Here is a 26,965-nt window from a genome sequence, read left to right on the forward strand (position 1 = left end):
TCTCCAATAAAGTTGAGTTGATTAGCTCAAAAATGTTACGTTGGCTCATGTTCTCTATTTATATAGAAGAAACATAATAATTATTGTTTGTTGACGTTTTTGTTTGTTTAGTTTTCAAAGAACTATCTTTGTCACTTGTTTAAGAGACAAGGATTAAATTATATCACATTTCTACTAATCTATCAACCATCATTTTCTTCCAATTAAAGAAGTTAATGATATGTTTCAAAAGCGACATTTATTATCTTAACACATACATTTTTACATTGCAAGAAAAAAATTTAATTTCTTGAACAACCAACTGAAAATGTATCATGTCTTCTGTCACTCGTGTAAGTGACGGATTTATAATATATCGCGATTTTCAATTATCTTCAACCTGAAATTTTTACCAATTAATAACGATGTATGTGCTAAGAAATTTAGAAATGAAATGGGCTTATGTTATATAAGAAGACTGTTGTAATTTTTAAGCTGATCGGTCCAATTCATTTGCTCCCCTATTGGCCCAGTGCTATTATTTTTTCATACAAACAAAAAAGGTGTGGTGTCCTTGGTTAATGAAATCATCTTAAATGAAACTTCAATACGTATTGAAAAATATAAAGAAGAGCTAGAGAACGGTTTACATAAAATTTTTATTGAATTTAAAGTGACAAGTGAGGAGTATCACGACACTACAGTGTTGCTGTATGAAGGATCCTTTGATGTAAAAGTTCCTGAAACTGGTTTAGCGTTTAGAGGTACCATCCAACAATATTCCACTTCTGTCACGAACTTATATGAAAAAGGACAAGTAGGAATTTTTAGATTGACTTTGCTCGAAGTGAAGAATTAAGAAAGAAGGCATGGTGCAGTGAAATTAAGCATATTAGATTTATCTCCCATCTCCTCCAACCAAACAGCAAAAGAGGCATTGGATGAATCGTTGAAGTTAGCCCAAGCAGGAGATGAGTTAGGTTACACACGGTATTGGATTTCCGAACATCATGATTTGCCAGGTCTCGCCTGCTCGGCACCTGAAGTGATGATCAGTTATATTGGCGCCAACACCAAACGGATTCGCCTCGGTTCTGGGGCTGTATTATTGCCGCATTATAAACCATATAAAGTGGCCGAGGTTTATAATATGCTGGCCACCCTCTATCCAAATCGGATTGATATCGGTATTGGGCGTGCACCGGGCGGATCAGCGGAGGCAACTAATGCTTTATCCGATAATTTTTTACAACAGGTTTGGAAAATGCCTGACTTAGTAAAAGAACTGCTTCACTTTTTAAAAAATGATTTTCCTAACGATCACGAGTTATCAAAAGTAAAGGCCTCTCCCCTTCCGGAAATGCCGCCGATTCCGTGGATTCTTGGCACAAGTAAAAAAAGTGCCCACCTTGCTGCTGAACATGGCTTGGCTTATGCATTCGGCCAGTTCATGAGCGACAAAGACGGAGCAGACATCATCCAACAATATCTTGATGCCTTTCAACCTAACAAACATGGTCAATCCCCTCAGGTATTGTTAACTGTTTCAGTGGTTTGTGCGGAAACGGCCGAAAAAGCTGAAGAAATCGCATTAAGTAATCTAATCTGGGCATTACAGAAGGAAAAAGGCGAAGGCCAATTTGTGCCCTCTATCCAGGAAGCCAAGCAATACGAACTCAATGAAAAAGAACTAGAAAAATTAGCAGCGATGAAAAAGAGAATGATCATTGGCAATCCACTGGGGGTAAAAAAGAAACTTGAGCAGTTACAAGCTTCATATAATGCGGATGAAATTATGATTTTGACGATTACACATTCTCCGAAGGATCGCATTGAATCCTATAGACTAATCGCTGAAAAAGTGGTTTTATAACTATTTAATACGCATCTATTAAAACTTTGATACAAGAAAAGAGACCATCATTTCGATGGTCTCTTGAACTTAAGTTACTATTTTTGTGTTTGCCCCTCTTTTTTTCGTAATAATTGATTAAGAGAATTCAATTCCTCTTCAATTTCAGATAGTCGTTTTTCCAACGGGGCTATGTTTCCTTTTACATACTCTAATTTTTCAAGATTATGTTGCAGCTGTAAGTATTCGTCTTTCAACTCTAAAATTTTATACTCAATCTGTTTTTTATCCATTATTAGTTTCACTCTCCATAAGTCTTAAATCTTCTTTCTATGATTACAAATCCGATGTGTTTTCGCTACTATTCTGCCCAGTTGCTTTCATCCCCAAAAAAAGAACCGCCCGCAGGCGGCTGTACATGTAATAAACTACCTTGAAGTTGTAGCTAAAGTTACTTCAGGTGTTGTTACCTTGTCATAGAAGTCAACGAATTGGTCACGCTCGTCACTATTTCGATAAGCCATTGCCACCCGTGGATGCTCATTAAGGACACCAGAGATCATATAAGGAATGATATAGCCCCATTCCCACTTTTCTCTCATTTCTAACATATGCTTTTCGATTACACCAAGTAACGGTTTAAGTTCATAGCTTGGTTTTTTTATGTAGCTGACAAGAAGCTCTGTATTGCAGTTCCCTGCCGCCCGTCCCATGCCGTAAACAGAAGAATCCAGGAAGGTAACTCCATTTTGATGTGCTGTCAGTGTATTAGCAAATGCTAACTGCAAATTGTTATGTGAATGAATACCAAGCTGCTTGTTAGGTAGCATCGCTTGAAACTTTTTCACTTGATGCGCAATATCAGCCGGATCTAAGCTTCCAAAAGAGTCCACGATATACACAACATCGACTGGACTTTCTTTGACCATTTCCATGGCTTCAATAAGCTTCTGTTCAGGCACACTGGACAAAGCCATAATATTGAGCGAAGTCTCATATCCTAAATCATGGAACATTTGGACAAGCTCCAGACCCTTGTCCACTTCACGGATATAGCAGGCTATCCGGATCATATCCAACACACTTTGCTCACGGGGCAGGATATCGTTGGGATCAACACGACCAATATCTACGAGAGCAGAAAGCTTCGTGAACTTTTTCTCAGGAATGATTTCTTTCAAAAATTGATCATCTAGAAATCTCCATGGATTAGGTTCAGTTGCGTTCAGAAGCTTAGCAGAGTTTTTGTAGCCAATCTCCATATACTCAACGCCTGCTGCACTTAGTCCATTATACAAGTCCTGGACAAATTCAACACTGAAATCCCAATTGTTAACTAAACCTCCATCACGGATTGTACAATCTAAAATTTTGCTGCGATGTTCCATAATTTTAAATTCCCCCTGTGGTTATGCTCATTCGTCATAATTTGAATATATATACCATGAATCTTTTAAAGGTGTCAAACTTACATGTCTAGAAATTCTAGGAGTTTTTCTATCTCTCGGCTCCAATACTTTGACGTCGCATTTGTCTATTTCTTTGTAATTCACTTTGTTTCCAAATGTATTTTTGCATATATAACCTAAGCACGTCATTCATTGACTTTCCATTTTTTTCAACAGCATCTCTAAAACTTTGGATTATGTTTTCAGGTATTTCAAAATTTACTTCTACATTTTTGTTTCTGTGTTCCTGGCACATTTTATACCTCCTGACAGACCGATCTATCCATTTTTTCTGGGTAGTCACAAAGGGATGAATATTTAGAATATTTGTATAGAACCTATCATATCAGGTGAAAACGCGTACATTTTTATTAACTTTTCGACAAATTACGACAAAATTAAGGAATCAATGATATATGTTGAGGATCTTAAAAGCCTAAATGAGGCATGAGAACCGTCCCCATGCCTCAAATTCTTCCGATATACTTTGGGTCTCTAATGATTCCTGGATTACCGGGAATCCAGTTAGCTGGGACTCCTTCTCCGGTGCTTCTTCCGTATTGTACTCCTTGTATGATCCTTAGTATTTCGTAAACATTTCGGCCAACTTCTAATGGGTATACCAATTTGGATACAATTATTCCATCTGGATCGATAATGACGGTTGCTCTTAAGGCTGCCCCAACTTTTTCATTTAGGACTCTGTATGCTTTACTGATTTGGTGTGTTCGGTCACTTAGAAGTGGAAATGATACCTGAGAGGCATTAGGAGATACCTCAGCGAAAACTTTATGGGCATACACACTGTCCGTGCTAACAGCAAGGACATTTGTATTAAGTGTCTTTAGTTGATCCTTAATAGCAGCGACCGCTGCCAATTCTGTCGGTCAAACAAAGGTAAAATCACTTGCATAAAAAAATAAAATAACCCAGCTTCCACGATAGCTTTCTAGACGAAGCTTTTTTATTTTCTTATCTGCATGATCATAAGCGTCTGCTTCAAATAGGGGCGCCATATCCGTTGTTTGTGCACAAAATGGCTGCGAAGATCCATCAAAATGACCCTCTCGCCTGTTAAATTCCATTGTTTCACCTCAGATCATCACCTGAATCTTAATTCCTTGCTGCAGTTCGTTCTTTAATAGCGTTACCATAAATAATATATGTTTAGGTATTTGTCCGATTGAGCCTATTTTGGATAGCTTTTCCATTCAACCACAATAATAGTGTTGTAGATTTTTGTTGACAGAAAATCAGAACAGGTGTATCTTTACTGTTAATTAAATATTTTCGAATATTCTTATCAAGAGAGGTGGAGGGACTGGCCCTTTGAAGCCTCGGCAGCAGACACGTTCGTACTGTGCCAATTCCAGAAGCGAGTGCTTGAAGATAAGAAGAGATTTAGTAATGGCTATTACCCCTCTTCTTATTTTTGAGAAGAGGGTTTTTTATTACACCGAGAAAGAAGGAATAATTAATGACAGCAACACTAGTAAAAACTCCATTCAAAGCTGACCATGTCGGCAGCTTTCTTCGAACAGAACCGGTTAAAGAAGCTAGAAAGGCTTTTGCCAATGGGGAAATTGATGCAGCTGCCCTGAAGGCGGTTGAGGATCAAGAAATTGAGAAATTAGTTCAAAACCAAATTGGAGCAGGATTAAAATCCATTACAGATGGTGAGTTTAGACGCTCATGGTGGCATTTGGATTTCCTGGCTGGTTTGGAAGGTGTAGCATTTTTCGAAAATGAATATATCAGCAACTTCAAAGGCGCCCAAACAAGAAACAACGCCATTAAAGTAGTGGGCAAAGTTGACTTTAATGATCATTATATGCTCGAGCATTTCAAGTTTTTAAAGCAGGCAGTTGAAAAATATGGAGATGGCAGCCAAGTGGCGAAGTTCTCCATTCCAAGCCCGAATATGTTATTTACGAGAATTCAAGGCGATGAGTATTACAATGGCAACATCGAACAACTTTATAAAGATACCGTAGCGGCTTATCAAAAAGCCATCCAGGCTTTCTATGATGCTGGCTGCCGTTACTTGCAATTAGACGACACATCTTGGATTGATTTTGTTTCAGAAGAGCGAATCAATGCAGTGGTTGAAAAAGTTGGCTTGGATGTACATGAAATCATCAAAACAAGAGTAAGTGCAATCAATGAAACCATTGCCAATAAGCCGGAAGATATGACAATTACGATGCACATTTGCCGCGGCAACTTCAGATCCACCTATATTACAAGCGGCGGTTACGATCAAATTTCCGATGCCATTTTCGCTGAGCTAAATGTGGACGGGCTATTCCTAGAGTATGATGATCAGCGTTCTGGTGACTTCGAACCTTTAAAAGGCTTCCAGCGTCCTAACCTAACCGTTGTACTAGGATTATTCACATCTAAATTCCCAGAACTCGAGGATCCAGAATCCATTAAAGCAAGAATTAAAGAAGCAAGCCAATTTATTCCTTTAGAAAACCTGGCAGTAAGCCCTCAATGCGGCTTTGCCAGCACAGAAGAAGGAAATATTTTAACGGAAGAAGAGCAGTGGAATAAGATTAAACATGTAGTGGCTATTGCTAAGGATGTTTGGGGAACCATTTAAACCCACTAGAAGAGGCCGCCTTCCATTTCTATGATGAAAGGCGGCCTTTTTCAATTTAATCATTTCTGAAATTGGTTGTATGTTCCTACTTTAAAGAATTCCTAAATATTGAATAATCTGTTAACATAGAATGATAAAATCTTAGGTAACTAGATTGGATTTACATAACTGGAGGCATGACTTACTATATGGGGGATTTCATACAAAAGGCAGAGGATCATCAAGCAGTGCTTTCTCGTTCTAAACGAGTATGGATGGCGATTGTTCTCGGTTCACTTGCAGCATTCGGCCCTTTATCCATTGATATGTATTTACCGGCCCTGCCAAATATCGCAAAAGATTTCCATACAAATGCATCTTCTGTCCAACTTAGCCTTTCGCTTTTCGTGCTCGGTTTAGCATCAGGGCAGCTGCTCACTGGACCTATCAGTGATGTAACCGGCCGGCGTAAACCACTTTTGGTTGGCTTAATGATTTACTTTGTCGTGTCCCTTCTTTGCGTATTTAGCCCTTCCATTTGGGGATTAATTATCTTACGGCTCATCCAGGGCTTTGCTGGATCAGCAGGAATTGTCATTTCAAGGGCGATTGTCAGAGATTTATATTCAGGAACTGAATTAACCAAGTTTTTTGCACTTCTTGCATTGGTGAACGGGCTGGCCCCGATCCTCGCTCCGATTATTGGTGCGCAGCTGCTTAAAGCATTTCCATGGCAAGGTGTCTTTATTGTTTTAAGTATCATTGGAATCGTAATGTTTTTTGTCATTCTTTTTGGTTTGCCTGAAACGCTGCCTAAAGAAAAGCGTTCGGCTGGAGGCATGAAGAATACATTTAGACCTTTTTTAAAACTAATCATGGATCGAAGCTTTATGGGATATGCTTTAGCGCAGGGCTTAGTCTTTGCAGGCATGTTCGCGTACATTTCAGGTTCTCCCTTTGTCGTACAGGATATTTACGGTGCCTCCCCGCAAATGTTTAGCATGATCTTTGCGATCAACGCAATCGGGATTATGATCATGAGTCAAACAACAGGCAGGTTGGCAGGGAGAATCCCTGAAGCTAAACTGTTCCAATTCGGATTGGGAATGTCCGCAACAGGCGGAATCATTTTACTGCTTCTTTTATTTTTACAGGCAAAGCTAATTTTGATTTTGATTCCATTGTTTTTCGTTGTATCCAGTGTAGGAATGGTAAATACAGCAGGATTCTCCTTAGCCATGCAAACACAAGGAAAAAATGCGGGAAGTGCTTCTGCCTTGCTGGGTGTTACTTCCTTTACCTTTGGTGGATTTGTCGCTCCCCTCGTTGGTATAGGCGGCGGGCAGACGGCCATTCCGATGGGCGTAGTGATTATATGTGCCGGTTGTGGAGCAGTGTTATTGTATTGGATTCTAGTAAAGAGAAACCGAGTAAGGGGTTCACTTTAGAGGTGCATGACCTTGTTTTGGAATAGCAAATGCCATAGAATTTGACAATGAAATAACATAAAAAAGAGTGCTTTACAGAATTGAATAGCACTCTTTTTTACTTAGGCTGTTTTCGAGAACTTTGTTCTTATTGAATTAGTTATTGAGGACGGTTTTCCCGATTTTAAGGTTGGTTTTGGTCAAGACCGTGATTGCTTAATTTCGGTAGCCAAGCACTTCTATTGGTTGCCCAACTCACTGGGCCTTCATTTTGGTAACCAAGCACCACTATTGGCGACCCAACTCACTGAGTTTTCTTCATTTAGGGAGCCAAGCACCACTATTGGCGACCCAACTCACTGAGTTTCCTTCATTTCGGTAGCCAGTAACCTCTATTGGCGACCCAACTCACTAGGTTTCCTTCATTTCAGTAGCCAAGCACTTCTATTGGCGACCATACTCACTGGGTTTCCTTCATTTCGGTAGCCAATAACTCCTATTGGCGACCCAACTCGCTGGGTTTCCTTCATGTCGGTAGCCAAGAACTCCTATTGGCAACCCAACTCACTAGGTTTCCTTCATTTCAGTAGCCAAGCACTTCTATTGGCGACCATACTCACTGAGTTTTCTTTATTTCGGTAGCCAAGCACCCCTATTGGCGACCAAACTAACTGAGTTTCCTTCAATTCGGTAGCCAAGCACCCCAAATTGGAACCGGGTTTGGTAATAGAAATGGCATTTAATTTGACTCTAATTTTCCGTTGGACAATAAGTATTGTCACTTGATATTTAACTTATTTATTATCGTGTCAATTCTTCTTTAATCACCCTCCAAACCCTTGATAAGACAACAACATAAGGCATGCGTCAATTCGCATGCCAATTAATATGCCAAAGTGCCTTCGTGCACCTCTTAACGGCATCCTTTAATTTATATGGAAGGTGTTCTATTTTCTATTTCCCTTCAAACCAGCGGCGGGTATTATCGACCATCATTAGGTTAAGTTTGTTCTTCCGTTACTCCACTCGCTTTTAATTCTGGGATAATTTCTTCAAGCACAAAAGTCATCGTCCATTTCGGGAGCACATGCTCAATTAGTCCTTCAGGATACCAATCCATCGAGCAGCAATGATCCTGTGATAAAAACATGCGGTCTGCATAGCCTTGCTTCGCAAGTTCGATGACGGTTATGTTTCTATTTTCAGTAGAACACTCACCTGTTATGCCGTAACGGTCCATACCGATAAATACCCCATGGTCAAGCACCTTTAATATGTACTCCATGTTATCGGTATCTCCAGTATGTCCGATCAGAATCCGCTTCGGATCCACTCCCTCTTCAAGAAGGATGTCAATTTGGTTTAAGCCGGTTCCGGTTCCCGGATGTGAATGTGTCATAATCGGTACACCCGTCCTTTTTTGAGCACGAGCAACGGCCCGAATGACCTTCTCAACATCAGGGGTGACCCCTTGTGCATCAGTGGCGCACTTTAAGAACCCTGCTTTAATGGATGTGTTCTGAATTCCGACTTCAATATCGCGGACAAACAAATCTGCCATATAGTCGATATCACGATTTTGGAAATGTGGTGGGATGTAGTGATAGGAGTAGATTCCTGTTGCGGCGATGATTTGAACCTCCGTTTCGCGGGAGACTCTCTCGATAAAGAGGATGTCTCGTCCAAGTTCCATAACGGTTGGATCACAGATGGTTTTCACACCGAGTGCTTTCGCTTTGTTCACTTGTACCACTGCTCTAGAGAAGTCTTTCTCCTCGTCATACAAATGGGGAAACTGCACGAATACAGACTCAGAGCGAATACGCATGTGCTCATGGATTAACGTTAAACCCAGTTCAGAAGATTCAACTTGTCCTGTAACAGAATTAATAATTGTCATTAATACTCCCCTTTCACCCTCGGTCCATTGAAATTTTTTTAAAAAAATAATCCATAACATAAGTCTGTAGCACAAAAAATGTTAAACGCTTTCAAATCAGTGCAAAAAATTGCGTATCTGGTACTAAAATCTTTGATAAACTTTTAAAAGATTAGGAATTATCTGATAGGTATAGTACCAAGCCTCTTCCTGTAAAGTCAATTATTTTTTTAAAAAAAATTCCATAATCGTTAATAATCTTGAATTCTTGTAGCTTATTATTTTTCTGCGAAAAAAATTAACCCAATTACTAGAATATTCTGTTATTAATGTATTATTATTATAGTTGTAACCGATTTCAACGGAAGCTTTTAAAAAAATCTATTTGGTGGTGATTTGTTCAAATGTTTACACGTCATTTTGAATTTTGGCCAGAACGGCTGCCGAAAACTTTACCGATCCCTGAATCAACTATTTACGACAATCTGGAAATGACGACAAAGCGTTATCCGAATAAGACGGCAATTATTTTTTACGGAACAGAAATCACCTATAAACAACTACACACAGAAGTTAATAAACTAGCAGGTTATATGCAGAAAGAGCTTGGTGTAGCAAAAGGCGACCGCGTTATGCTGTACATGCAAAATTCACCACAGTATATTATCGCCTTTTACGCGATATTACGGGCGGACGCTGTCGTAGTGCCAATTAATCCGATGAATGTGAAGGATGAAGTGGCGTTTTATTTATCAGATTGTGATGCCAAAGTGGCGATTGTCGGGCAAGAGTTAATACCGGAAATTGAGCCGTGTATTGGGTTCACTCCTCTTAAGCGTATTATTGTTGCAGCCTATTCGGACTATGCCCAAACCGATTTGGACTACACGGTCCCTCCTGCCGTGGCTGCTCCAAAAGAAAGATTTGAATCATTAGCGATTATTGATTGGTATGAAGCATTAACAGCAGGCTTAGATGCTGATCCTAGCAAGGCAACATGCGATGATTTATGCTGCCTCCCTTATACTTCGGGAACGACCGGTAAGCCAAAAGGCTGCATGCACACACATAAAACCTTGCAATCTACTCTTCTAGGCGGAATTGTATGGTCGCAGTCAACACCTGCTGATGTTGGTTTGTCAACGCTTCCCCTTTTCCATGTGACCGGACTGCAGCATAACATGAATGGACCTATCTCTCTTGGTTCCACGATGGTGATGATGACGCGCTGGGACCGGGATGTTGCTTTAAAATTGATCGATCGCTATCGGTGCACAAGATGGACGAACATTTCAACGATGGTCGTTGATTTATTGGCGCACCCAAATCTCAAAGACTATTCAATCGATTCCCTGAAGATGATTAGTGGCGGCGGCGCTCCCCTTCCGGAAGCAGTCGGCCAAAAGCTTTTAGAGCTGACAGGGCTTCGCTATGTAGAAGGCTACGGGCTAACTGAGACCATTTCACAGACGCATCAAAATCCTGTTAACCGTCCGAAGATGCAGTGCCTGGGTGTGCCACAGTTTGATGTGGATGCCCGCGTCGTTGATCCGGTAACTTTAAAAGAACTAGGTCCTGACCAACAAGGTGAAATCATTGTCAATGGACCGCAGGTGTTAAAAGGCTACTGGAACAGGCCTGAGGAAACCAAGAATTCCTTTGTAACGTTAGAAGGGAAAGAATTTTTCAGAACTGGCGACATTGGCCGCTATGACGAAGAAGGCTATTTCTTCCTAGTCGACCGTGTCAAACGGATGATCAATGCCTCCGGTTTCAAAGTATGGCCTGCGGAAGTGGAAAATACTTTGTATAAACACCCATCTGTTCAGAATGCCTGCGTCATCGGTGTCCCCGACCCAAGACGCGGCGAGACCGTTAAGGCGTTTATCGTGTTGAACTCTCAAGGAAAAGGAACTTCGGAAGAGGAAATTATCGCGTGGTCCAAAGAGCATATGGCCGCCTATAAAGTTCCGAGGATTGTTAAATTTTTAGATGAACTGCCGATGTCAGGCAGCGGGAAAATCCTTTGGAGAAAGCTGCAGGAGATGGAAGAAGAGAAAGTGAAATAATTTTTTGATGTACAAAGAAATAACCTTCTCGTAATGGAAAACGAGAAGGTTATTCCTTATTTAGGCTTCACTACTAACAAGCTGCTTCATTTCTTTTAACTTCGCAGACAGCTCCATAAACCACTCTTCATCACCTGTAGACAAAGCTAGATCTATTAGGAATAAAGTTTGTTCCTTATTTACGGCTGTAGAGACAGGCAGTTTCTTCACCTGTTTGCTTAGTATCGGAATGGTTTTTCCAATGGTCTCCGTATTGTCACTTCTAATGACCGTTACTTTAACTACTCCTTCTAGAATATCCATTGATTCAATAAAGCCAAGGATTAATTCACCTTTACGTGAAGTTCCCTTAATCCAATCACCTATTTTTAAACTAGAACGATCGTTCGTCACCATAACTGGTCACCTCCAAATTATTTAGTGTTATTGTATGAAGTTGCAGCTATATAGGATACGCAATCTGTAATATTTTTTATTACATTTAAAACAAAGAGAAGAATTGAAAGAATCAGCAATCACAGTCTTTGCATTGATTAATAAGATTGACAACTTCCTTTATGGTATATTCCTTTAAATATTCACCAAGATGTTCTTCAGCACCCAAGAATATTTTAAACAGGACTGTATGCATATTCGCACCCACTATACACTTTTCATTGGAATCTGGACACTTAGGCTGCAAAGCACCTTCAGAGGTAATTTTATAAATATCCCAGAGAGTAACTTCACTTAAATCCAGTGCAAAAATAAATCCGCCGCCAATTCCCTCTTTTGATTTTATAAATCCATTTTTTTTCAACAAACTTAGGACTTTACGAATCCGAACCGGGTGGACACCGGCACTTTCTGAAATGGCTTCACTTGTTGACATTCGGTCAGGCTGTAGTGCGAGATATGTTAGACTGTGTATGGCAAGTGTGAAATCGCTGTTCATAACCTGGCCTCCTCAAAAAATGCTAATCTTTCTATTTCTATGTCTTATTTTAAATAAATTATTGTACTGTAATAGTAAACGTTACAGATTAGCTTGTCAAATTTAAACATTCCACTGTTTTTTAACTTGTTCTTCTGCTAACTTTTTAATTCTGTCCCATTTCATTTCTTTTTCCACAATAACATTGGTATGATAATTTCTATCTTTATAATGAACTGTTACGAAAACTTCAATCATCTTATTCTTCCTCCATTCTATTGATTTGCCGCTTTTTGCAATTCCATGCTCAAAAATGAACGAACCCTGCGCGGTAGAAAGCTGCGAATTTCTTCCTCGTTATATCCAACCTGTAATCGTTTTTCATCCAATATAATAGGCCGGCGCAGCATTTTCGGGTTTTCTATTATTAATTTATAGAATTCATTGAGCGGAAGCGTATCAAGATCTATATTTAACTCCTGGAATGTTTTTGAATTAGTTGAAATGATTTCGCTGGTCCCCTCTTCAGTCAAACGAAGAATCGATTTAATTTCATCTACGGAAAGCGGCTGAGCCAATACATTTCTTTCTTTATAGTCAATCTGATGCTCATCAAACCAAGCCTTTGCTTTACGGCAAGAAGTACAACTCGGTGTCGTAAACAATGTCACCATACCACTAATCACTCCTTAAATAAAAAATGTAATAAAAATCCTTACAGTTTATACTGTAATATTAATATTTACAGTTGATTTTGTCAACCCTATTATGATGCATGGGGACGGTTCTTATGCATCATTTTTTTTAAGATCCAGGGCTAAGCTTCTTATGCATCATTCATTTTTGAGACACGAGAACCGTCCCCATGCCTCTACCCATGCCTCTAAATACTGTAAAATTCTTTTGTATTTTCTAAAACTCGTTCCGATATTTCTGTTTCCGATTGTTTTTTTATTTTTGCCAGCATGTAGATTGATTCCTTCATCATGGCGGGGTGTGTCATTTTGCCTGAAAATGGACCTTCAAATGGCCATGGGCCGTCTGTTTCGACCATCATTTGCGCTAACGGGTAAATCTGGGCTATCTTTTGAATTTTTTCCTTATAGACAATCTCGGGTGTAACGGAAATAAAATAACCATTTTCAATCATTCTCGTTATCGTTTTATCGTCCCCTTTGAACCAATGAAAATGTGCCTTTTCGACTGAATGTTTTTCTAAAAGATCACAAACAATTGGTGCATCATCATAAACAACATGCAAAACAATCGGTTTTTCCCATTTTTTGGCCAGTTTCACGAACATCTCAAGGAGTTCAATATATTGGCCAATCTGTACACTGGATACCTTTTGCTCCTGCCTTAAATAGTACGGCAGCCCTACCTCGCCGACAGCAATCATTTCCGCCCGATGCAGTGTCATCCAGTCAATCAGGCTGCTAAATGCAGCCTCGCTTGGCAGTCCTTGCTCCGGATGAAATCCAAATGCAGGCTTCACTTTTTGATATTTTCTTGATAATTGTAGGTTTCGCTTGCATGATTCAAGATCAAATGACACGGCCACGACTGCCTTAAGCCAGTCCGAACCATCGAGAATAAGCTCAATTTCTTTATCTTTATATTTATCTAAATGGAGGTGGGCATCAATCAATTTCATCTGTTATAACACTTCCTAGAAGGATTAGACTCATCATAAATTATCGTCAATTAGGGACAATGTTTTTCCAATTGAATCATGAATGACATATGCTCCCTCTCCACGATCATAAGGTGTTCCGCCTTTATTGATAATAATCAGCGGTACGCCCTTTCTCCTGTACTGTGGAAAGGTTGAAAAAGGCGTCACTTGAAGACTTGTGCCCAATACCAAAATGGCATCTGCCTGATCAATAAGTTGGAGGACAGCATTAAATCCTTCTACTGAAAACCATTCACCTGTATCTCCGAACAAAACAACATCAGGCTTGATATAGCGGTCTTTTTCACTCTTTGTTTCGCAATCGCTGCATACAAAAAAATCCTCCATTATCTCAAAACGAGATTCCATTTCCGAGGAAGGATAGATTTTTCCACAATTCAAACAAGATGCGGTTTTCATTGTTCCGTGAAACTCGATGACGTTTTCGCTGCCGGCTTTCTGGTGAAGGCCATCGATGTTTTGAGTAATAATGTGCTGAACATTGCCTTGTCCCTCCCATTTTGCCAGTATTTCGTGGCCTTTGTTTGGGATGGCATCCGGATGGTAAAGATTTTCAAAAGCAAACTGATAAAAATCTTTCGGGTTTTTGTAAAAATAATCAAGTGACAGGATATATTCTGGGGCAAGTTGGTAAACGCCGGTTTTGGAGCGAAAATCCTTAATACCTGATTCCGTGCTTATGCCCGCGCCGCTCAGGACAACAATGTTTCGGGCTTCCCTAAGGAGGATAGTACAGGTTTCTACGGTGCTTTCCATTTCAGATAAACCTCACTTTCAGAAGTTCATTAAACGTTGTTCCTATAATTATTATCATTATAATACAAAGTTTTCATCTCTTCCTTTCTAATTATCTGAAAACAAAAACAATAATCCATCAAATTCCCTATAAAACGAACTAACAAAGAAGAAAATTCGTGACTATTTCTCTATTTTCAACGCTGTATACAGATAGTAATTTGGTCACTTTTTTAAATCTAATCAGAATAGTAAAATAAATACCAGAAATAAATGTTAACGTTAACATTTATTGCTATAGGAATTTTAAAAACTATTATTATTACCTCTTGTTATGAAATGTTAACGTTAAAATAAGAAAAAAGGATGGTGCAGGAAAACTAAAAATTTTGGATACCAAAGAATGAAAACGTTTTTATTTTTTCGAATGGGAATACCCAGCAAATCAGAATTTGTAACACCTAAAATTGTAAGCAGTTTCATTCAAACTACTAAAAATTAGGAGGGTATAATCTATGAAATTCGGTAAAAAAACTTATCTAACTGGCGCACTAGGCCTTGCTCTAGGCTGTTCCGTAATTGCCCCATTTGGTGCATTTGCAGCAACAACACCCGCAAATTCAAATGCTCAAGTTTCAGTTGACAAACAAGCACCAACAGCCCCTATCAATGTTTATGCGTATGCAACAACCTATAAATCTGTAAGTCTAATCTGGGATAGGTCTACTGACAATACTGGAATAACAGCTTATGATGTCTATGTAAATGGTAAATTCGCTGGAAGTTCAACACCAAATGAATATGGAATTGCTATGTCAAACTTTACCGTAAAAGACTTAAAGCCGAATAAGATGTATATTTTTAAAGTTGTGGCAAAAGATGCAGCAGGTAATCATTCAAACGAAAGCGCTCACGTTAATATTAAAACTGATGTATTAGGCGAAGTATTTAATGTTAAGGATTTTGGCGCAAAGGGTGACGGTGTAACAAAAGATACCGAAGCCATTCAATCAGCCATTGATGCAGCTTCAGCTAGTCCTAACAGTGTTGTCATTGTGCCAGAGGGTACATATTTATCTGCCCCGTTAGATCTAAAAAGCAATATGACATTCGAGGTCCAAAAAGATGCAACCATTCTTGGAAGCCAAAGCATTGAAGACTATCCAGTTCTTGACAACAACCGTTGGGAAGGCACAACTTTTAGATCTTATCAAAGTTTAATTGAAGCTCAAGATGTTAAAAACCTAAAAATTATTGGTGAAGGTACCATCGATGGAAATGCTGGTCCTATCGTAGGAAAGCCGTCGAACGGAAAAGACCGATATGGATTCCCTTATAAAAAAGTAAACCTTGCTGGAACATATGACTATAACAATGGAAGATACGATGCAAACACAGATGCAAGTACAACTGTTTACTTTGATATGGGATTATGGTGGGATAATCCAAAAGCAACCGATCCAGCAACTCAAATTGCTCGACCAAGATTGGTTCAAACTGTAAATTCAGAGAACGTTCTACTTCAAGGTCTAAACATTAAAAATTCACCTTCTTGGACCATTCACCCATTGTACACAAACAATATGGTGATCGATAGTGTATACGTTGAAAACCCAGCTGAACCTGTTGATGCACCAAACACAGATGGTGTTGATCCAGACTCTGTTAATGGATTAAAGATTTATGGTTCGTACTTTAATGTTGGCGATGACTGTATCGCGATTAAATCTGGTAAAGATGAAGATGGCCGCCGAATTGGCATTCCAAGCCAAAACATCGAAATCAGAAACAACATTATGCATCATGGACACGGAGGAGTAACAATCGGTAGTGAAATGTCCGGCGGCGTTAAAAATGTTGTCGCTAGAGATGACATTTTCGACGGAACCAACATCGGTATTCGAATGAAAACTCTTCGCGGACGTGGTGGTACTATTGAAAATCTTACATTTGACAATATCATGATGAAAGATATTGGCGGTGATGTGTTCAATATTAACTCGAACTATACTTCTAATGGTACTCCACTTCCTTACGATGGAATAATTGATGAAACAACACCTTACATTAAAAATATAACGATCAAAAATATTACCGCTGAAGGTGCACAAGAAGCTTCCTTCTTCCAGGGGCTATATGAAAGCCCTGTTGATGGTCTAACATTGGAGAACGTCACAGTGCATGCTGACAAACCATTGTATTTCCAATATGTAAGAAATATTACGATGAAAAATGTTAACATCAATGACGGTGATATGTTCCAGGATGGCAGTATCTATCAAAATCTTATAGTTGATGGGAAGTCTCTTCCAGATACTGATTGGCCAGTAGATCCATCAAAAAAATAAGAATTAAGTAAAAAACCAGCATCAGTAGAAATGAACTGATGCTGGTTTTTTACTTAAGCTCATAGATGTATTTTAATACATTCCCGTTACCTATTATTTTTCAATTTTATTTTTAAAATAACAGTCAACCTAGAGAAAATGCTGCATTTATTGTTTTCTATTTTTGTTCAAGTTTATTAACTTTACGCTTTACGCTCGCGACCTCATTAAATAACAACTCGATATCTGCATTCACATCGTTTTGAAATGTCCTCATATCTTTGCGGATACTAGTGAAATTTTCAATCATTAAAGTTGTAGAGTGTTTAATTAATCCTTTAATATCATCTTGACTAATTTCCATCTTCTCTAATCTACTATTTAGATTTTGGGTACTTACCCTTAAATCTTTCTGGCCCGCTTCAAAGTTGTCAAAGCATTGAGCTAATTCTTTTTGTCCAGTTTCCAAATTATCAAAACGTTCATTAGTTTTTTTAAGTTCAAGGAGAATCTTGTCTATTTTTTCTTCCATAAATACGACCTCCGCTCACAATTATTACATTCACAATAACCGAATTCCAATTAATTGTAAAATTATTTTTATTCTGTAATCCTCCCAAGGCTCATCTTGGAGTAACTCTTTAAACGGATCATAATTATATTTGTTCTTATACTCTTCAAACGACAAATCGAAATTTTTAGGGACATTTCCAAAAACTATATTAAATATACCATTTTGATAAAGAACCAAACAGCTTTCCTCAGTATCCACATCTTTACCTTTATATTGCTCTTTGAACTTTGCAACATCATCATCGTTTACAGGGCTATTCAAGTACATCACATTACCATAGCCTCTTTTTTTGATAACACAAAGATTCCATAGCCGCGATTTTCCTTTTTTTCTAAATAACATGTACCATCCTTTCTGTCGTACTTTTCTCTTTGCGAAAAATTATAGCCGCAGCATTGACAATAAATATACCTCTCATCCTCTTGTAATAAAAATCTTCTACAGCAACTCTGCCGCATTGAGGACAAGCAATATTGAAAATAATAGAGCCCATTTTACTTTTTCTCCTTCTATTTTTTAAATAATGGAAAACCGAATTAAACAAAAACAAAAAAACATTATACGAACTTTACTTTTTTTATAAAAATAATTGATTCATAGCTGACCAGCTGCAAGGAGGAAGCTAATAAATTGGATTATGTATTTCTGTTATACGAGGTTACGATATATTATAGGAGGCAATACGAAATTAACTGAAGCTATAAAATTGAAAATGATTAATGGAATATAGAGGTTTTTTAAGTAGACAAATGGGGTAGATCATTGAGCAATTTGAAATTATACAAATTATAACATACAATTTTATTTTAACTATTCTTTCCATATAGGTTTCACAAATTTGTACCTTTTTGATAATATGACACATATATTGCTTTTCGATCTAGTTAATCCTCACTTTCAGGTAATCTTCCATATAGTACTTTTCTTTGTTGGCAAAATAGTCTGGGAAAAATTCTTTCCTTCTCCCCTACCATATAATACACCATACTTTTTAATAAATTATTCATTCCAACTCATATGCAAATAGAAAGGCACGTAAAAACTTTTGGATAGATATTCCTATGTTTCGTAATATTGGTTCGATTGTGACACCAAACTAGGCAGCATGTCACAATTGATTATTTTCTGACATTTTGTTCATCAAACTAAAAAGAAATGTAACGCTATCGTTCTGTAAATTAAATACCATCCAATGGTAGAGTAATATAAAGCAAAAATTCAGGAGGTAGCACAGATGAAAAAAACATACATAAAATCACTAATTGTAGCTTGTGTAGCAGTAAGTTCATTTATCGGAATAAGTAAAAGTGCCGAGGCTATTTCCGAAGATCGAGTCGTAACAGAAAATAGCCCCATAAATCTTGAGCAAAAATATGGTGGTATTGCCGAGAATGGTCAGCAAGACAAAACTAGTAATTACAATCAGATTAATACAGAAGAAATCAAGCAAAAGCCAGAAAAACCAGTAGAAGTAACGCTTCACTCAACAAAACCGGAAATCGGGATTACGAGGCAGATGCCACCTGAAAAAGCACCGGAGACACCGGCTATTTCCATTTCCAATAACGAAAAAGACTTATTTGCCAGATTAGTAGAGGCAGAAGCAAAAGGTGAACCCTATCAAGGAAAAGTAGCCGTTGCCACCGTTGTATTAAATCGAGTGGAATCTCCACGTTTCCCTAAGACGGTGACAGGCGTTATTAATCAGGTAGTTGGACATGCCTATGCCTTTTCACCTGTTCAAAATGGCGAGATTAGGAAGCCGGCATCAGATGAGTCCAGAAGAGCAGTCGAAGAGGCATTGACGAGAAAAGATCGCTTGAGTGATTCGATTTATTTTTATAACCCAGCCATTGCCACGGATAAATGGATTCGTACTCGTTCAGTCGTGAGGACAATTGGCCATCATGTATTCGCAAAATAAGATAAAAATGCTAGTCGTTGAATCCACCTAATCGTTAATAAACTTTATGGTGGATTTTTCACATCATAATACCTGTTTTATACCCAACTATTATTAAAAAAAGTTAACAGTCTTTTTACAATTTGATTAACGTCCCTAGTTTCGACAAATTTTAAAAAATCACCTGCTATAATGACACTGTATTGAAGAAATTGAAAACAAAGCCCGAATTAAAGGAGTAGGAATCATGGCAGAGATTTTAGTTGGTTTAGGTACATATCTATCAGTTTTTCTTGCACTGGGATGGCTAATTTCATTCGCTTTTAACCTATTTATAAAATAACAACGGGCTATTACAGTTTAATTTACAATGTATCTAATAGAGGTGAAATGAATGACGGAAATATATTCACCTAGTGATGTACAGAAATTGTTTGAAATAGATGCCAGCACTTTAAGGAAGTACGCCACTCTCCTCGAAGGGCATGGGTATCATGTTCACCGGAATAATCGAGGACATAGAGTCTATTTTGAGAAGGATGTTCATACATTCCGCAAATTAATGGAATTCAGCAAACATGAGGGTATGACAATGGAACAGTCTGCTGAAGCGGTATTGAAATTGGTTTCTGAAAAAAATATCACAGGCTCTTTTTCGGAAGAAGAACCCATACAGAATACTAGCGACCAAGTTGTGGAACACAATTGTAACCATGAAGAATTAATGGAACGCATAGAACATTTAGAGCAAATAAACTTGGATTTAATCAAGCTCTTGAAGGAAAAGGCTGTACGGGAAGCTTTTCAAGAAGAAAAGATTAATCAAATCTTTAGGCATGTAGAACGGATAACCCAACTAGAGGCTGAACGAATTAAAGGCATAGAAGAAGAAACGAGAATGCAAATTGCTGCTGCCAATCAAAAGAAATGGTGGAATTGGTTTACATGGAAAAAAGCTAAACCCAATTAATGTTAGGGTTTAGCTTTTTTTGATGTGTCCGTATGTAATAGCCCACACAATTTCACTAATGATGGCTGCTGCGTTCCCGCCCTGACCCTTTCTTAGTTGCCTTGTTGGACTATGACTCCGCAGGTAGGACTCGAACCTACGACCGATCGGTTAACAGCCGATAGCTCTACCACTGAGCTACTGCGGAATAATGATTTTGGTGCGGGTGAAGGGAGTCGAACCCCCACGCCCGAAGGCGCCAGATCCTAAGTCTGGTGCGTCTGCCAATTCCGCCACACCCGCATAATACTAATATACCCATTGAAATAATTTTTATGGCAGAGAAGAAGGGATTTGAACCCTCGCGCCGGTTACCCGACCTACACCCTTAGCAGGGGCGCCTCTTCAGCCGCTTGAGTACTTCTCTGTAGTAATAACTTACAAAACAAATATATCACCAATCGCAATTGGAAGCTATCTGTAAATTTTGGCAACCTTAACAAATTCTAATTCAAGCGGATATTTTCTATACAGGATGTCTTCTCCATAGGAAGTGAAGCCTAATTGGAAAAATTCCATTATAACTTATGGCTCAATCTGAAAAGGGGATTTGCTGTTTTTATCATTAACATTTTGTAAAACTATATAATTATAATACACCATATTTTAAGGGGGAATTGGTTTTATGATAAATCAACAAACCTTAATTTTGGATTTAGACGACACATTAATTCACTGCAATAAATATTTTAATCAATCAAGAAAAGAATTTGTCAAACAAATCAAGAAGTGGTTTAAGGAACCATCCGTTAAAGAAATTAGGCAAAAACAATTAGAAATTGATTTAAAAAGTGTCAAGAAAGTCGGCTTGCATTCATCAGGATACCCGGAATCTCTTGTAGCTACGTATAAGTTTTTTTGCAAAAAATACAGAAGAAAAGTAAAGCTGGAGGAAATGAATAAAATTCATGCTATTGGCCAAAAAGTGTTTGAAACGAAAGTTGAGCCACTTCCTTATATGTATGAAGTACTCGATAAACTCCAGGAAGAAGGACATGATTTATATTTGTTTACAGGCGGAGATGTCATAAATCAATATCGCAAAATAGCACATTTAGAATTAGAACGTTACTTTCGGAAAGGTATTTTTATTTTTGAACATAAAAATACAGAAGCTTTAAAAAAGGTGTTAGATCATATCAAATCACCCCCAAAAGCGACTTGGATGATAGGAAATTCACTTAAAACAGATATTAAGCCAGCCATTGAACTGGGTATAAATGCGATTTATATCCCCTCTGATATGGAGTGGATCTATAACATCATTGATTTAGAAATAGAGCCCAATGGCATTTTCGCTGAATTACCATCACTTAAGCAACTTCCGGAATTTTTAAAGGAACAGACTTATTATTTCAAAACGGTTAAGTCAATCCCCTCTTAACTCAATCTTTTTACCATCCTAAAATGATGACCCCTTTCATGGAGACACTTTCAGAAAGTTTCACTTGTACTGTCCTCATGAACCTTTTCATGAGGACACTTCTCCCAAAAGTTACACTCATGCTGTACTCATAACCCCTTCATGAAGACAATTTTTTAAAAAGTATCACTACTCCAGTCCTCATAAATCTTTTTTTAGCTATCTCCGTAAACATCCTTATTTTAAAATATTTGAAAATGCCCTCTAACAAAGGAAATAACCTTTTCCGGTGCCTCAACATGAATAAAATGCCCAGTGTCCGGAATGATATGAATAGCTGCATGTGGGAATTGCTGATCTCGTGTCTTATAAGCAAAATCGGTTGAAATGTAAGGATCATTTTCTCCCCAAAGAATCGTAACAGGTGTCTTAATCGAAGTTAACTTCAAATAGGGTTCAGTTAATTCCTCATTGGCAGAGCGATATAATTCCAAAATAACGTTCCTTTTATCAGCCGTTTCAAAAACAGAAAAGAAGTCATCCAGAATCCCTTCTTCTACGGACGGAATTTCCTTCTTCATACCTGCCATCCATGATTCCTTATTGGCCATTGCTTCCATTACTTTTTCGCCATAACCAAGCGTTCTCCATTTTTGGGCTAGTGTGTGCCACGTATATCCAGGCAACAAAACTGTGTCAGTTATAATCAAGCTTTCCACTTTATCCGGGTTCTCACATGCCCACCTCAACCCAATCATTCCGCCCCAGTCATGAATAACGAGATGGATTTTTTCCAATCCTAATGCTTCCATGAAACTATTGATAAAAGAAACATAGTTTTCCCAAGTAGACACGTATGGAAACCGGTCACTCTGGCCAAAACCCGGAAGATCCGGTGCAATCGCCCGAAAACCTAATGCAGTAATTTCAGGGATAATATGCTTCCATAGCATGCTCGATTCTGGCACGCCGTGGATAAGAAAAACTGGCGGGGCAGTTTTACTACCTTCGTCAATATAAGAAATCTGTTGGCTATTTAAGGTCAGAGTTTTTTTCGTGAGCATTTTGTTCCTCCGATTTTTAATGTAAGGTTTTTTACAATCTTTCACTTATTTCGGTAAAAATGAGTAAAATCCTTTTTTTAAAAAAGGCTGTTTTTTTTCAGACGAGCCAGATTAAATTACGAAACTTCCGAAAGGATTTATTTAAAAATTCGTTTATATCGTAACGAAAGAAACCCTTCATCTTCTGGAAGTTCATAAGAAGGTCGTTCACCTTGGTATTCAAAACCGGATGCTTCATAAAATGGAATTCCCATAAAGTTATCTTTAGCAACTGACACCCATTGCTCTTTTGCTCCACGTTCAATTTGGTCAGTCGTTATCACTTCTAATAATTTACTCCCTATTCCCTCCCGTTTCCTATCAGGGTCTAAGTAAAGGACAAATAACTCTGCCACTTCATCATCAATAAATCCTCCTCCACCAGCACCAACAACCTTTCCATCATCTACAGCAACAAACCAACCATTCCACTCCTGATTAGTATTAAGTATCTCTTTTTTTATCCGTTCTTCATTGTAAAAATCTTTTATTATTTTTTCTATATGGTACTGAGGTATCAATTCTGGATATGTCTTTCTATGTCCATTTGAGCACACTTGAATAATCCCTGAGATATCCTCTAATCTTGCTTTTCTAATTACAATCATAAAAAATCCCTCCCTGTAAAATTTTCCTTTACGCAAAGCTCTTCCCATTTAAATAATAATCTGACTCAGAAAACACACTAAAAGCTATTTCCACATCTGGGATACCCAAACTATGTATATATTTGGTTGTAATGACTGCAAATTTATCCTGCACAGATTGTCCGCGATCGAACCACTTCACTTCAATAAACGGAAACCCTGGCACTTCTTCTCCATTAAAGACAAAAATCGGATTCAAAATTTCAAAAGTAAAATTATCAGTTTCACACTCGCAGAGTTCAGCCAATTCCTTCACCAAAGGTGGACTAATTTTTTTGACTTGATCAACGCTTACTCCTTTAAAAATTAATTGCGGCATGTTTAATCCCTCCGTAAAATTATTCTTAAGCTCTATTAAAAACTGGCAAATCCTTCCGTTATTTTATCATAAAAAAATCTATGAAACATCAAGTGTTCACCCCGCTATCTGCTCACGAATATGATGAGTGAAAAAGGACGGAGAGAAATGCCGATTATATTACCAGTTGAAATGAAACCGTTTATAGTTAGGAGTGGACCCAAAAAGGAAGTTATTTATCCTCAAGTGGTTCACCTTCGAAACCAACGGCTAGAAAAATACATCAATCAAACCATTGTGCAACAAACCCAAAAGCTGATAGACACGCAGTTTGGGGATATGCCTTCCACTGTCAGCGAAATGCTCGGAACTTTTGAAATGAAAAATAACCAGCGCAACGTATTGAGTCTAAACCTCTCCAATTATACGTATCATGAACATGCTGCACATGGAATGACCTATATCAAATCGTTAACTTTCGAACTTCAAAAAGAAACACTGGTACCACTCAAGGACCTGTTCAAACCTGGAAGTGATTACGTAAAAAAGCTCACTATCCTTATTCAAGAGCAGATCAAAAAACGTGATATTTTCCTTCTTAGAAATTTCACCAGCATAAAGCCTGATCAGGATTTTTACATTGCTGACAAAACACTCGTCATCTATTTCCAGCTTTATGACATCACTCCATATGCCTTCGGATTTCCAATGTTTCCAATATCGGTATACGAGTTGATGGATATTATAGATGAAAGCGGCCCGCTCGGACGGATGAAAGAAAATAATTAATGGCTACCTATGGACATTTTGCTGGGTTTTTTTAGTTTTTGACCGTAGAACCCTATTAACAACAATAATCATAAGGATGCAGCGGAGGATCGGCAGGAAAAATCCACTTAGGCTGAAACTGTTTATCCCTCCAATGCCAGCCCCCTAATGCTGCAGCGCAGGCATCAATAGAATGGCTTTCTTCCTCTATTGAAACTGGCAGGTGGGTCAACTTTTGCTCACCAAGCCAATTTCTAATGAACCTCCTCGCTGCCAAATCCTGCTTATAGCTTAGAACATAATCCAGATGTGATCGAGAAATTCTTGACCCAATAACCGCACCCGGGTGCACCTCCACCATCGATATGGGATTCTCTGTTTTCAAATTTCCTATTTCCCTACTGAGCTTAATCCCTCTCAGGGTAAGATAAACCATCCGATTAAAAGTGGGTGGCATGATGGAACCGGATTTCATCCCTAAGGACACAATGTACTGCCTTAGTTCCTTATCACCCGGCCGGTCCCCGCCGCCATCCTGATAGGATAAAGGAGCGTCGATTCCGATCACCACTTCATCAATCTGACTCTGATGTAAAACTTCGTTTACTATATCCGGATCCCCGATATTACTCAAAAGTTTCATAAATTTTAATTCATCGGAATTTTTTTCAAATACCGTCAAGGCTGTGTCTTTATGATTACTCGGCCCTGATAAATCGATGCCAATGACTATCATTCAATATTCCATCTCTTTCTTCAAAATCTATTGTCCAGTTGAGATGTTATGCTTTTCTCCAAGCTTGATCGGCTTGGAAAAGGATAGACTTTGAGGTAAAGTTATCGATGCCAAGCTGGCTAGAAGCGCAAGGATACCCGCAGCACTGAACGAAAATAGATGTGTTCCAAACACTTCGTACCCCCATCCGCCTAGGAAGGAACCTATTGCTGCTCCAATTTGATGCCCTACAAAAAATGCAAATCCATTTAAAATTCCGAGCAACTTTACTCCATATAAATCACCTAAGATCGCTGTGGCCATAGCGACTGAACCGGCCCATACCAATCCTCCGATAATGGAAACAAGAAAGAGCTGCCAAGTGTGGGCTGATAAAACAAGACCAAAAAATCCAAGTCCACGGACAAAAAATATTAAAAATAAAATATTTCTTCTCGGAAAACGGTCCGCGAGCTGTCCCAAAAACAATGTTCCGAAGATCGCGACAATTCCAATCAAACCTACCCCAAAGGAAGCAGTCATTGGCCCAAAATGATGATCCATCAACATAGGAACCCCGTGCGATCCTAATAGATTCATCCCAAATCCACAAGCAAATAACACAAAAACAATTTTCCAATAGGTTGTTGTCTTTAAAGCATCCTTCAATGTGACAGTTGCCGAAGCTTCCTGTCTAGTGATTCCGCGAGCATTGCCCGGACTATCGGCCTCTTCCGGAACATCTTCCCGCATGACAAAAATCGCAGAAGGAAGAATAATACATACGAAGATTCCTCCAAAAAATAAGAGAGTATTCTTCCAGCCGACAAGGCCAATCATCCATGTTTCAACGGGTGTCAAAATCGCAATACCCGCCATCCCTCCGGTCGTTAAATAAAAAAGGACCTTCCCTCTTTGGCGGACAAACCATTTGCTAACAATCGGAGATAAGGTGATATTACTTAAAAAGGATAGCCCAATCGACAGGAATACACCAAAAGAGAGGAAAAAGGAAAGCATCCCCTTGGAATAAACAGTCCATATGGTAGAAATACATACAATTGCCAGTCCGATCAACAAAACAATACGGGTATTAAAAGTTTTTAACAGAATACCTGCTAGCACCATTCCAATCCCATAAACAAGCATTCCTACAGAAACAACGAGCGAAATTTCAGTTCGCGACAATTTTAAATCTTCCATGATTGGATGGATAAACGGTCCGATCCCCATCCTCATACCTGTTGTAAGCAAACCAATAATGGACGCGGCTATAACAATATACCACCCAAAATAGAGTTGTTTATCTTTATTCATGTTGTACACCTGCTTTACAATCGTACCTCAACTTCATCCAACATCCTTCCTCCTATACCCAAAAACGTCAGTTGTCTCACACGTTATACAGGCATTATTTTTCCATGTCAAATCCCTTTAATTAACTATTATAATTAATAATTCCGAAAATTACAAAACCAAGAATCATATCAACCACTAAAGGTTATTTTCTACGCTATTAAAACGAGCAAATTTTGGGCAAATAAAAAAGACAACCATTTCAGGTTGTCTTTTTTGATTGCCCGGCAGCGTCCTACTCTCACAGGGGCTTTCGCCCCAACTACCATCGGCGCTGAGAAGCTTAACTTCCGTGTTCGGGATGGGAACGGGTGTGACCT

28 protein-coding genes, 3 tRNA genes, 1 rRNA gene and 1 riboswitch are annotated in these 26,965 nt (G+C 38.6%); of the genes, 10 read left to right on the forward strand and 22 right to left on the reverse strand.

Features of this window, described 5'->3' with window-relative positions:
* Positions 1-553: 553 nt before the first annotated feature.
* Together ACNQGS_RS27400 and ACNQGS_RS27405 are read left to right on the forward strand one after the other, a co-directional pair.
* The gene (locus ACNQGS_RS27400; protein WP_491490144.1) at positions 554-838 is read left to right on the forward strand and encodes a DUF3219 family protein; all 285 of its coding nucleotides are present in this window, start codon (positions 554-556) and stop codon (positions 836-838) included.
* An 18-nt stretch (positions 839-856) separates the two neighbouring features.
* On the forward strand, positions 857-1,852 hold the full coding sequence (locus ACNQGS_RS27405) for an LLM class flavin-dependent oxidoreductase (RefSeq protein ID WP_491490145.1): 996 nt from the start codon (positions 857-859) through the stop codon (positions 1,850-1,852).
* Positions 1,853-1,929: 77 nt separating this feature from the next.
* Here the strand turns inward: ACNQGS_RS27405 and ACNQGS_RS27410 are convergent, their stop codons facing one another.
* The 4 genes from ACNQGS_RS27410 to ACNQGS_RS27425 all read right to left on the reverse strand — a co-directional run bounded on the left by ACNQGS_RS27410 (position 1,930) and on the right by ACNQGS_RS27425 (position 4,364).
* Positions 1,930-2,124, reverse strand: a complete 195-nt coding sequence (locus ACNQGS_RS27410; RefSeq protein ID WP_491490146.1) for an SE1832 family protein — start codon at positions 2,122-2,124, stop codon at positions 1,930-1,932.
* Between the two features lie 135 nt (positions 2,125-2,259).
* Complete coding sequence (locus ACNQGS_RS27415) at positions 2,260-3,219, reverse strand: aldolase catalytic domain-containing protein (RefSeq protein WP_491490147.1); 960 nt, start codon at positions 3,217-3,219, stop codon at positions 2,260-2,262.
* 109 nt (positions 3,220-3,328) lie between these two features.
* Entirely contained in the window at positions 3,329-3,535 is a 207-nt protein-coding gene (locus ACNQGS_RS27420) for a hypothetical protein (RefSeq protein WP_491490148.1), read from the reverse strand.
* A gap of 211 nt (positions 3,536-3,746) precedes the next feature.
* On the reverse strand, positions 3,747-4,364 hold the full coding sequence (locus ACNQGS_RS27425) for a peroxiredoxin (protein WP_491490149.1): 618 nt from the start codon (positions 4,362-4,364) through the stop codon (positions 3,747-3,749).
* A gap of 212 nt (positions 4,365-4,576) precedes the next feature.
* A riboswitch (SAM riboswitch) is annotated at positions 4,577-4,675 on the forward strand.
* A gap of 81 nt (positions 4,676-4,756) precedes the next feature.
* Between ACNQGS_RS27425 and ACNQGS_RS27430 the strand changes: the two genes are divergently transcribed.
* Both ACNQGS_RS27430 and ACNQGS_RS27435 read left to right on the forward strand, forming a co-directional pair.
* Positions 4,757-5,884 carry a 5-methyltetrahydropteroyltriglutamate--homocysteine S-methyltransferase gene (locus tag ACNQGS_RS27430; RefSeq protein ID WP_491490150.1) on the forward strand — a complete coding sequence of 376 codons (1,128 nt, stop codon included), beginning with the start codon at positions 4,757-4,759 and terminating at the stop codon, positions 5,882-5,884.
* 188 nt (positions 5,885-6,072) lie between these two features.
* On the forward strand, positions 6,073-7,311 hold the full coding sequence (locus tag ACNQGS_RS27435; RefSeq protein ID WP_491490151.1) for a multidrug effflux MFS transporter: 1,239 nt from the start codon (positions 6,073-6,075) through the stop codon (positions 7,309-7,311).
* 979 nt (positions 7,312-8,290) lie between these two features.
* Here ACNQGS_RS27435 and ACNQGS_RS27440 read toward each other — a convergent pair.
* On the reverse strand, positions 8,291-9,190 hold the full coding sequence (locus ACNQGS_RS27440) for a phosphotriesterase family protein (RefSeq protein WP_491490152.1): 900 nt from the start codon (positions 9,188-9,190) through the stop codon (positions 8,291-8,293).
* Between the two features lie 383 nt (positions 9,191-9,573).
* Between ACNQGS_RS27440 and ACNQGS_RS27445 the strand changes: the two genes are divergently transcribed.
* Positions 9,574-11,238, forward strand: a complete 1,665-nt coding sequence (locus tag ACNQGS_RS27445) for a long-chain fatty acid--CoA ligase (RefSeq protein ID WP_491490153.1) — start codon at positions 9,574-9,576, stop codon at positions 11,236-11,238.
* 60 nt (positions 11,239-11,298) lie between these two features.
* Here the strand turns inward: ACNQGS_RS27445 and ACNQGS_RS27450 are convergent, their stop codons facing one another.
* The 6 genes from ACNQGS_RS27450 to ACNQGS_RS27475 form a co-directional block, all read right to left on the reverse strand.
* Positions 11,299-11,634, reverse strand: coding sequence for an IDEAL domain-containing protein (locus ACNQGS_RS27450; RefSeq protein ID WP_491490154.1), 336 nt, complete (start codon positions 11,632-11,634; stop codon positions 11,299-11,301).
* 112 nt (positions 11,635-11,746) lie between these two features.
* Positions 11,747-12,172 carry an RrF2 family transcriptional regulator gene (locus ACNQGS_RS27455; RefSeq protein ID WP_491490155.1) on the reverse strand — a complete coding sequence of 142 codons (426 nt, stop codon included), beginning with the start codon at positions 12,170-12,172 and terminating at the stop codon, positions 11,747-11,749.
* Between the two features lie 102 nt (positions 12,173-12,274).
* Positions 12,275-12,409 carry a BA3454 family stress response protein gene (locus tag ACNQGS_RS27460; RefSeq protein WP_378581904.1) on the reverse strand — a complete coding sequence of 45 codons (135 nt, stop codon included), beginning with the start codon at positions 12,407-12,409 and terminating at the stop codon, positions 12,275-12,277.
* 17 nt (positions 12,410-12,426) lie between these two features.
* Positions 12,427-12,825 carry a transcriptional regulator SpxA gene (gene spxA, locus ACNQGS_RS27465; protein WP_423797976.1) on the reverse strand — a complete coding sequence of 133 codons (399 nt, stop codon included), beginning with the start codon at positions 12,823-12,825 and terminating at the stop codon, positions 12,427-12,429.
* A gap of 209 nt (positions 12,826-13,034) precedes the next feature.
* Positions 13,035-13,805, reverse strand: coding sequence for a TatD family hydrolase (locus ACNQGS_RS27470; protein ID WP_491490156.1), 771 nt, complete (start codon positions 13,803-13,805; stop codon positions 13,035-13,037).
* Positions 13,806-13,838: 33 nt separating this feature from the next.
* A complete protein-coding gene (locus ACNQGS_RS27475; protein WP_491490157.1) occupies positions 13,839-14,603 on the reverse strand; it encodes an NAD-dependent protein deacylase in 765 nt (254 codons plus the stop codon).
* Between the two features lie 494 nt (positions 14,604-15,097).
* On the opposite strand from ACNQGS_RS27475, the gene ACNQGS_RS27480 reads away from it, so the two are divergent.
* Positions 15,098-16,930, forward strand: coding sequence for a glycosyl hydrolase family 28 protein (locus tag ACNQGS_RS27480; protein ID WP_491490158.1), 1,833 nt, complete (start codon positions 15,098-15,100; stop codon positions 16,928-16,930).
* Positions 16,931-17,087: 157 nt separating this feature from the next.
* On the opposite strand, the gene ACNQGS_RS27485 is transcribed toward ACNQGS_RS27480, so the two are convergent.
* Complete coding sequence (locus ACNQGS_RS27485) at positions 17,088-17,441, reverse strand: hypothetical protein (protein ID WP_491490159.1); 354 nt, start codon at positions 17,439-17,441, stop codon at positions 17,088-17,090.
* A gap of 30 nt (positions 17,442-17,471) precedes the next feature.
* Entirely contained in the window at positions 17,472-17,825 is a 354-nt protein-coding gene (locus ACNQGS_RS27490) for a hypothetical protein (RefSeq protein ID WP_491490160.1), read from the reverse strand.
* Between the two features lie 892 nt (positions 17,826-18,717).
* On the opposite strand from ACNQGS_RS27490, the gene ACNQGS_RS27495 reads away from it, so the two are divergent.
* Positions 18,718-19,407, forward strand: a complete 690-nt coding sequence (locus tag ACNQGS_RS27495) for a cell wall hydrolase (RefSeq protein WP_491490161.1) — start codon at positions 18,718-18,720, stop codon at positions 19,405-19,407.
* Positions 19,408-19,780: 373 nt separating this feature from the next.
* The gene (locus ACNQGS_RS27500) at positions 19,781-20,356 is read left to right on the forward strand and encodes a MerR family transcriptional regulator (RefSeq protein ID WP_491490162.1); all 576 of its coding nucleotides are present in this window, start codon (positions 19,781-19,783) and stop codon (positions 20,354-20,356) included.
* Between the two features lie 115 nt (positions 20,357-20,471).
* Here ACNQGS_RS27500 and ACNQGS_RS27505 read toward each other — a convergent pair.
* The 3 genes from ACNQGS_RS27505 to ACNQGS_RS27515 form a co-directional block, all read right to left on the reverse strand.
* Positions 20,472-20,543: transfer RNA gene (locus ACNQGS_RS27505), tRNA-Asn, on the reverse strand.
* Between the two features lie 10 nt (positions 20,544-20,553).
* Positions 20,554-20,638, reverse strand: a tRNA-Leu gene (locus ACNQGS_RS27510).
* A 33-nt stretch (positions 20,639-20,671) separates the two neighbouring features.
* Positions 20,672-20,762 (reverse strand) — tRNA-Ser (locus ACNQGS_RS27515).
* A 258-nt stretch (positions 20,763-21,020) separates the two neighbouring features.
* Between ACNQGS_RS27515 and ACNQGS_RS27520 the strand changes: the two genes are divergently transcribed.
* Entirely contained in the window at positions 21,021-21,779 is a 759-nt protein-coding gene (locus ACNQGS_RS27520) for an HAD family hydrolase (protein WP_491490163.1), read from the forward strand.
* Positions 21,780-22,000: 221 nt separating this feature from the next.
* Here the strand turns inward: ACNQGS_RS27520 and ACNQGS_RS27525 are convergent, their stop codons facing one another.
* From ACNQGS_RS27525 to ACNQGS_RS27535, 3 genes are all read right to left on the reverse strand, one after another.
* Positions 22,001-22,822: an alpha/beta fold hydrolase gene (locus tag ACNQGS_RS27525; RefSeq protein ID WP_491490164.1), complete on the reverse strand. Its 822-nt coding sequence runs from the start codon at positions 22,820-22,822 to the stop codon at positions 22,001-22,003.
* Between the two features lie 137 nt (positions 22,823-22,959).
* Positions 22,960-23,469, reverse strand: coding sequence for a GNAT family N-acetyltransferase (locus tag ACNQGS_RS27530; RefSeq protein WP_491490165.1), 510 nt, complete (start codon positions 23,467-23,469; stop codon positions 22,960-22,962).
* Positions 23,470-23,497: 28 nt separating this feature from the next.
* On the reverse strand, positions 23,498-23,827 hold the full coding sequence (locus ACNQGS_RS27535; protein ID WP_491490166.1) for a DUF1904 family protein: 330 nt from the start codon (positions 23,825-23,827) through the stop codon (positions 23,498-23,500).
* Between the two features lie 147 nt (positions 23,828-23,974).
* Between ACNQGS_RS27535 and ACNQGS_RS27540 the strand changes: the two genes are divergently transcribed.
* Positions 23,975-24,595, forward strand: a complete 621-nt coding sequence (locus tag ACNQGS_RS27540; RefSeq protein WP_491490167.1) for a DUF3298 and DUF4163 domain-containing protein — start codon at positions 23,975-23,977, stop codon at positions 24,593-24,595.
* 55 nt (positions 24,596-24,650) lie between these two features.
* Here ACNQGS_RS27540 and ACNQGS_RS27545 read toward each other — a convergent pair whose 3' ends face one another.
* The 3 genes from ACNQGS_RS27545 to rrf form a co-directional block, all read right to left on the reverse strand.
* On the reverse strand, positions 24,651-25,310 hold the full coding sequence (locus ACNQGS_RS27545) for a DUF429 domain-containing protein (RefSeq protein ID WP_491490168.1): 660 nt from the start codon (positions 25,308-25,310) through the stop codon (positions 24,651-24,653).
* A gap of 27 nt (positions 25,311-25,337) precedes the next feature.
* Positions 25,338-26,606 carry an MFS transporter gene (locus ACNQGS_RS27550; RefSeq protein ID WP_491490169.1) on the reverse strand — a complete coding sequence of 423 codons (1,269 nt, stop codon included), beginning with the start codon at positions 26,604-26,606 and terminating at the stop codon, positions 25,338-25,340.
* 261 nt (positions 26,607-26,867) lie between these two features.
* Positions 26,868-26,965, reverse strand: a 5S ribosomal RNA gene (gene rrf, locus ACNQGS_RS27555); the annotation flags it as partial.

The sequence above is a fragment of the Neobacillus sp. PVCKKU3 genome (assembly GCF_058323225.1).